Genomic DNA, 5,808 nt, shown 5'->3' with positions numbered 1-5,808 from the left:
ATTTAGGATAAAAGCCATAAACCAAACAATCTCTCTCAAATCTTGAGCGGTGTAATTTGGAGTGGAGAAAATGGGTATACTGAGCTCATGTTAGAACAGCTTACACCATAAGCTATTTAGGATAAAAGCCATAAACCAAACAATCTCTCTCAAATCTTGAGCGGTGTAATTTGGAGTGGAGAAAATGGGTATACTGAGCTCATGTTAGAACAGCTTACACCATAAGCTATTTAGGATAAAAACCATAAACCAAACAATCTCTCTCAATGCCAAGAGTTTGTACCACGGTTTCAAGAACGTCGGGCTAAAGTCAGCTAAAGTGTTGGCGATATCTTTACTTTTGACATCTACCATATTTTAGGAGATACTAATGAATTACTCCCAATTGATGAAATTGACTTCGATAGGATTGGTCAGCATTCTGTTACTGGGAATATTGCGTCAGTTGCAAATTAGTGGAAATGAACCTTTCTCATGGCTCGTGCAGAAACAACGGGGCGATAGTGAACGGACATTTGCTAATTGGTGTCACAAAAAGGCTTCTTTGAGTCCTGAAACTAAACATACTATTGAGGTGTTGTTGAAGAAAGCGGGAACTACTGAGTGCAAGGCAGCCGCTCAGAAACTTTCGAGTCTCACGAAACTAAAGCTCGACAAAAATCAAATCCGTGACATCAAACCGCTAGCATCCTTGACTAACCTGACTTTCCTCTCCCTCGACAACAATCAAATCAGCGACATCAAACCGCTAGCATCTTTGACTCACCTGGATTGGCTTTCCCTCGACAACAATCAAATCAAGGACATCAAACCGCTAGCATCTTTGACTAAACTGACTGTGCTCTCCCTCACCCACAATCAAATCAAGGACATCAAACCGCTAGCATCCTTGATTACATTAACTCACCTCTGGCTCGACAAAAATCAAATCCGTGACATCAAACCCCTAGAATCCTTGACTAAACTGAATTACCTCTCCCTCAACAGCAATCAGCTTGGGGATATCGAACCGCTAGAATCCTTGACTAAACTGAATTACCTCTCCCTCGACAGCAATCAGATCGGGGATATCCAACCGCTAGAATCCTTGACTAAACTGACTTCGCTTTCCCTCGACAGCAATCAGATCGGGGATATCCAACCGCTAGCATCCTTGACTAAACTGACTTCGCTCTCCCTCGACAGCAATCAGATCGGGGATATCCAACCGCTAGCACGCTTGACTAAACTGACTTCGCTCTGGCTCGACAACAATAAAATCAGTGACATCAAACCGCTAGCATCCTTGACTAACCTGGATTGGCTCAACCTTAACAACAATAAAATCAGTGACATCAAACCGCTAGCATCCTTGACTAACCTGACTAGGCTCAACCTTAACAACAATCAAATAAAGGACATCAAACCGCTAGCATCTTTAGGCTTCTCCCATAATTCTTGTGGGGTAGACATCCTGGCTCCCGTTAAAAGGCTTTTTGGGAGATGTCTCTTGACTAAGCTGACTGTACTCGATCTCCACAACAATCAAATCAGCGACATCAAACCGCTAGCATCTTTAACTAACCTGACCGATCTCAACCTCAACAACAATCAAATCAAGGACATTAAACCGCTAGCATCCTTGACTAAACTGACCGATCTTTACCTCAGCGGAAATTCGAGCGCACCCAAGACTTGTCCTCTTTCGCCAGAGTCTATCTGTAATTGGTAACAAGAACCTAGCTCTTAAAACTTGAGAGTTCAGAAAATTAGAGTATCCCCAACTAGAACAAGGTTTTGGAGTGAGTGAGAAATTACCCTATCCTCGCCTAAAGCTCCCAGCGGGATTTTTACGACTGGCCGCCATTGTCTTCTTCGTAGTCACAATTTAAAAATCGGGCGTTGCTGATTCTGGCGTATGAATAAACTTTTCACTTGATGTTGCAAAACTCACTCTACTTGGCTTATAGCCATTCCGAAAACTTGAATTCATACTTGTATTCAGCAACGCCGAGATTATGATCCTACTCCTATTCTAATTAAAGTAGGGTGCGTCGCCGCCAGAATTCTGATTATTTACGACTATCAATGAGCGACGCACCATACCGCTATACTCTCGCCCGAAGTGACAAAAGAGAGATAATATTAGATCGAGCCGCTTTTTGTTGCTGACACTTACAGCAAAACCAACCTGATTCCGATCTATTCTACAGCCAGTTACCGATAAGGATAAAGGAGGCTTATTTAGCGGGATGTATATTCTTGTTTTGATTAATCAGCGCCTTCTGTGCTTCCTTTAGGGCTTCTGCTTTGCTCATTTGCAAGCCCAAGTTCTCGTAAAACTTAGCGACTAATTCTTGTGTAAAAGCATCGTCAACATACCAAAGAGAAGCCAAAGCACTTCTGACGCCTGCTTGCACCGTAATGCCAGCCATACCCAGTGTCGCACGGTCATCTCCTATACCCGTTTGACAAGCCGTGAGTGCGAGCAACTCCACTGGCTCTGTACCTTTACTAAAGCGGCGAATATCACTCTCTAACTGAGTAATTGTAATCTTCTCGTTATTACCTGTCACTAGAAAGCTATCTTCTGGAATAGTGCCAAATTGACCGTGAGTGGCAATGTGAATAATCGGGTAAGCCGTTTGTTTAAGTTCTTGCTCTAAACTCGCAGGAGTAAATTGTTCGTCCAAGAGTTTCTTGCTACCTGGAAATAGCTTTATAACTCGATCGATTTCATCGGTGACATTTGCCAAAGCCTTAAATTTTTCACCATCAACGATAGCGGCTTCGGTTAAGCCCAAAGCTAGCGTCCGCAGACTTGGAAAAATTAGGGGTTTAGGAGATGTCAAGCGTAAACCGGGAGTCGTAGCAATGGCGTATTTCTGAACTAGAAATTCTTCACCATCGTGGAGTGCAGCCATCGGTACGCTGCGTAATAGCCCATCTTGGATGAAAACGAGAGTTTTGATTTTTGTTGGGTCTAAATCGGAGGCGAAAGGGCGAATCAGCGAGTTATATAGATTTTGTGCTGGTGTTAAAAAAGCGTCAGTAGGATCGTAAAATTTCTGAATTTCTATACGAAATTTTTTGATTTCTTCTGTAAGTTTTTTACTATCGTTTATCCACACTAGCCGTTTAAATCTTCTTTCAGTATTTGGCTTTCCCTTCTCGTCAGAGTTGGGTAAACTCACCACAATCGCCGTTCGATCGTCCAAAATTATAGAACTAAAGACAGCAGTGTCTTCTCTTTCTAAGTCATCAACTCGTTCTGGCTCAAAAATGGTAAATACACACTCATTGCCGAAGTAATTTTGCAATTCTGCTAGTTTCAAAGAATCAATCGCGTTGAGTGCAGAATCGAGTTCTTTTTGGTACTCAAGACTTGCAATCGGTAGAGCTTCAGCACGCTCTAGCTTTAACTGAGCAAACTCGCGGTAGAGAGGAGTAATCGTATCCCGAAAGCTAAATTGCAAGTCTCGCTGGGTAATTAACAAATTGTCTCGAATACCTCCTGAGCCTTCTAAAGTTGCGATCGCGCGTTCGTAAGCAGCAATTGCCTCAGATGCTTTCCCCTGCGCCTTAAATATTCGTCCCGCCTGCCACTCCCACAAATAAAGACTATCTTTAGCACCTAAGTTTTGGTCTGCTGCCAATCTTGCCTGTTTGGTAAAATCTAAGACTTTATTGTAGTCCTTGCGGCATTCGTAGAGATGACCGAGTTTACCTAAAGCAAATGATTCGGAGCGAGAATCTTTAATGCCTCGAGCAATATAAACAGCTTTTTGCAGGAGTTCTTCTGCCTGCAATTCGTTGAGTTTTCGCGGCTGACATTGAGCTTGAGATGAAGTATAATTAATAGAATCAACAGGTTGTTCTATTTCGGCTAAATTGATCGCTGCATAGACTTTATTGGGAGAATCCGGGATGCTATTAAGTAGGGTTAGAGCTTCTTGCAATGCTTGCTCGGCTTTATTAGTGTTGTCAGGTAACTTAAAATATTTTGGGCGGTAATAAAGTTGAATCAAATTGAGAAGCGATCGCATTTGACTCGATCGGTCATTTTGAGTGCGACTCTGTTCGAGACTGATCTCGAAATAACCTAAAGCTTTTGTGTAATTAGCAGCAGCTGATTTAATAAATTCATTAGCTTTATTTTCGGCATTTCTGGACTTAGCAGAATCAGCACGCTGCTCGTTGAGTTGAGCTTTACTAAAGTAAGTATTACCGAGACTATTAAGCACTGATGCGCGATAAACTGGGGGGTTAATCTCCCCGACAATCTTTAAGCTAGCCTCGATAGTTTCAATGGCTCGATCGTACTTTCCCAGTCGGCGATACGCTTCTCCCAAACTTCCCAAAGCCGCCGCTTCTCCCTGGCGATCTCTAAATTTTTCGGCAATTTGCAAAGCACTTCCTTCACTTTTGGGGCAAATTTCATCAGTCTCAGAAGCACCGCATAAAAGCGATCTCGCTTCTCTATTTTGTCCCAAACGGCTGTAGGTTTGAGCGAGTTCTGTGAGTAACCGTCCCACCTTCACAAAATCTCCAAGCTTGTGATAGTTGGCGATCGCACTTTTCCAATAATCGATCGCTGACCCGAATTGACCAATTTGTTGATAAGCTATGGCTAGTTTTTCTCGAACGATCGCCTCGTTAGCGCGGTTGTTAGTGCTTTGATAGGCGGTTAAGGCAGTTTGCCAAAGTGCGATCGCGCCTGGAACGTCTCCTGTTTTATATCGTTCGATTCCTTGTTGTACGATTTGGCTGGGATTGGCAGACTGTGCGGTTGCTACTTCTGGCCATCTTAGTTGTAAAGGATTAAAAGAAACATGACTCAGCCACAGACAAATGGTGAGACTGGTTAGGAATAAAATTACCAGAACATGGCGGACACGGAATCGGCAATGTCGGCTTGGGATAGTAGTAAGCTATGGTAGGTTCTTTTCAAGATTTTAGACCAAGCTTTACTCACCTCTTGCAGTATTCTCGATTTTGCTACCTAACCAGCCTCGAATTTAAACTCCGCTCTAGCTTTTGTTTGCAATTAACTAGATTATTATTTATTTAGGTGGTGAAGAAGATCCTCAAGCGCTTGAAATTTGGTTGCTGACGTTAGCACAGCCCTCGAAGAGGATCGTTCGATCGAGTGCTTTTTAAGCGTAATCGACCATCAATTTGGTTTACGAGCGAAATCCGACAGCTAGGATGAGGTAAGTACGTCGAAAGCACCTTGACAGGGCTGGCATTTCCCACCCAACTTTAGCTCTTTCTTCTAATGTCTGCCTATGATCAACCACCTCTAAACAATTGAAACAGAGCCAAGCGTATAATTCTTGAGGAAAATGAGGGAGTCATTTGCAGAATTGAATCCAGCCACTGCGTCATTGAAAGCGATGAAGGTTCCGGCTAGACCAGAAACTCGGCTCTCCTGACTTTATGGTGTATAATGTAACAAACAATACATTTATTCTCATGGACTTTTATTTGGACTATATATTAGACTTGCCTGAAGTGAAGGTTGAAAGTTGTACTCAAATTGAGGGAAAAATTTTATTGGGACTGAGAATTGTAGCAGAAGGTATGGTTTGTCATGATTGTCAAAATTATACCGAACAATTGCATCAGAATCGACCAATCTTAGTAAGAGATTTGCCAGTGTTTGGTCGTCCTGTGTATTTAAAAGTCCCAAGACGGCAGTTTTACTGTCCTAATTGCCAACGATATCCCACAGAAAAGATAGACTTTTTGGACTTTAAAAGACGGCATACTCAACGATACGAACAAAATATTTATGAGCGTGTTCAACAATCGAATATGGAGCAAATT

At 42.5% G+C, this 5,808-nt stretch carries 4 protein-coding genes; 2 read left to right on the top strand and 2 right to left on the bottom strand.

Translation table 11 applies throughout. The annotated features are described in order from the left end of the window. Positions 1-370 precede the first annotated feature (370 nt). A complete protein-coding gene (locus IQ270_RS27365) occupies positions 371-1,711 on the top strand; it encodes a leucine-rich repeat domain-containing protein (protein WP_228056749.1) in 1,341 nt (446 codons plus the stop codon). Between the two features lie 508 nt (positions 1,712-2,219). Here IQ270_RS27365 and IQ270_RS27360 read toward each other — a convergent pair. Both IQ270_RS27360 and IQ270_RS32465 read right to left on the bottom strand, forming a co-directional pair. Continuing rightward, positions 2,220-4,514 carry a CHAT domain-containing protein gene (locus IQ270_RS27360; protein ID WP_193976300.1) on the bottom strand — a complete coding sequence of 765 codons (2,295 nt, stop codon included), beginning with the start codon at positions 4,512-4,514 and terminating at the stop codon, positions 2,220-2,222. Positions 4,515-5,281: 767 nt separating this feature from the next. Then, a complete protein-coding gene (locus tag IQ270_RS32465) occupies positions 5,282-5,377 on the bottom strand; it encodes a bluetail domain-containing putative surface protein (protein WP_368670142.1) in 96 nt (31 codons plus the stop codon). Between the two features lie 77 nt (positions 5,378-5,454). Here IQ270_RS32465 and IQ270_RS27355 point away from each other — a divergent pair. Further along, the coding region (locus tag IQ270_RS27355; RefSeq protein WP_193976299.1) for a transposase family protein at positions 5,455-5,808 on the top strand (354 nt) is incomplete at its 3' end.

This window comes from Microcoleus sp. LEGE 07076 (assembly GCF_015207455.1).
Classification (GTDB): domain Bacteria; phylum Cyanobacteriota; class Cyanobacteriia; order Cyanobacteriales; family Microcoleaceae; genus Microcoleus.
Note: the sequence above shows the minus strand (reverse complement) of the source record. Positions and strands in the feature narration are given on the sequence as shown.

Bases quoted from the DNA above. Each gene is read 5' to 3' on its own strand.
- IQ270_RS27365 (WP_228056749.1), top strand. From the start codon at position 371: ATGAATTACTCCCAATTGATGAAATTGACTTCGATAGGATTGGTCAGC.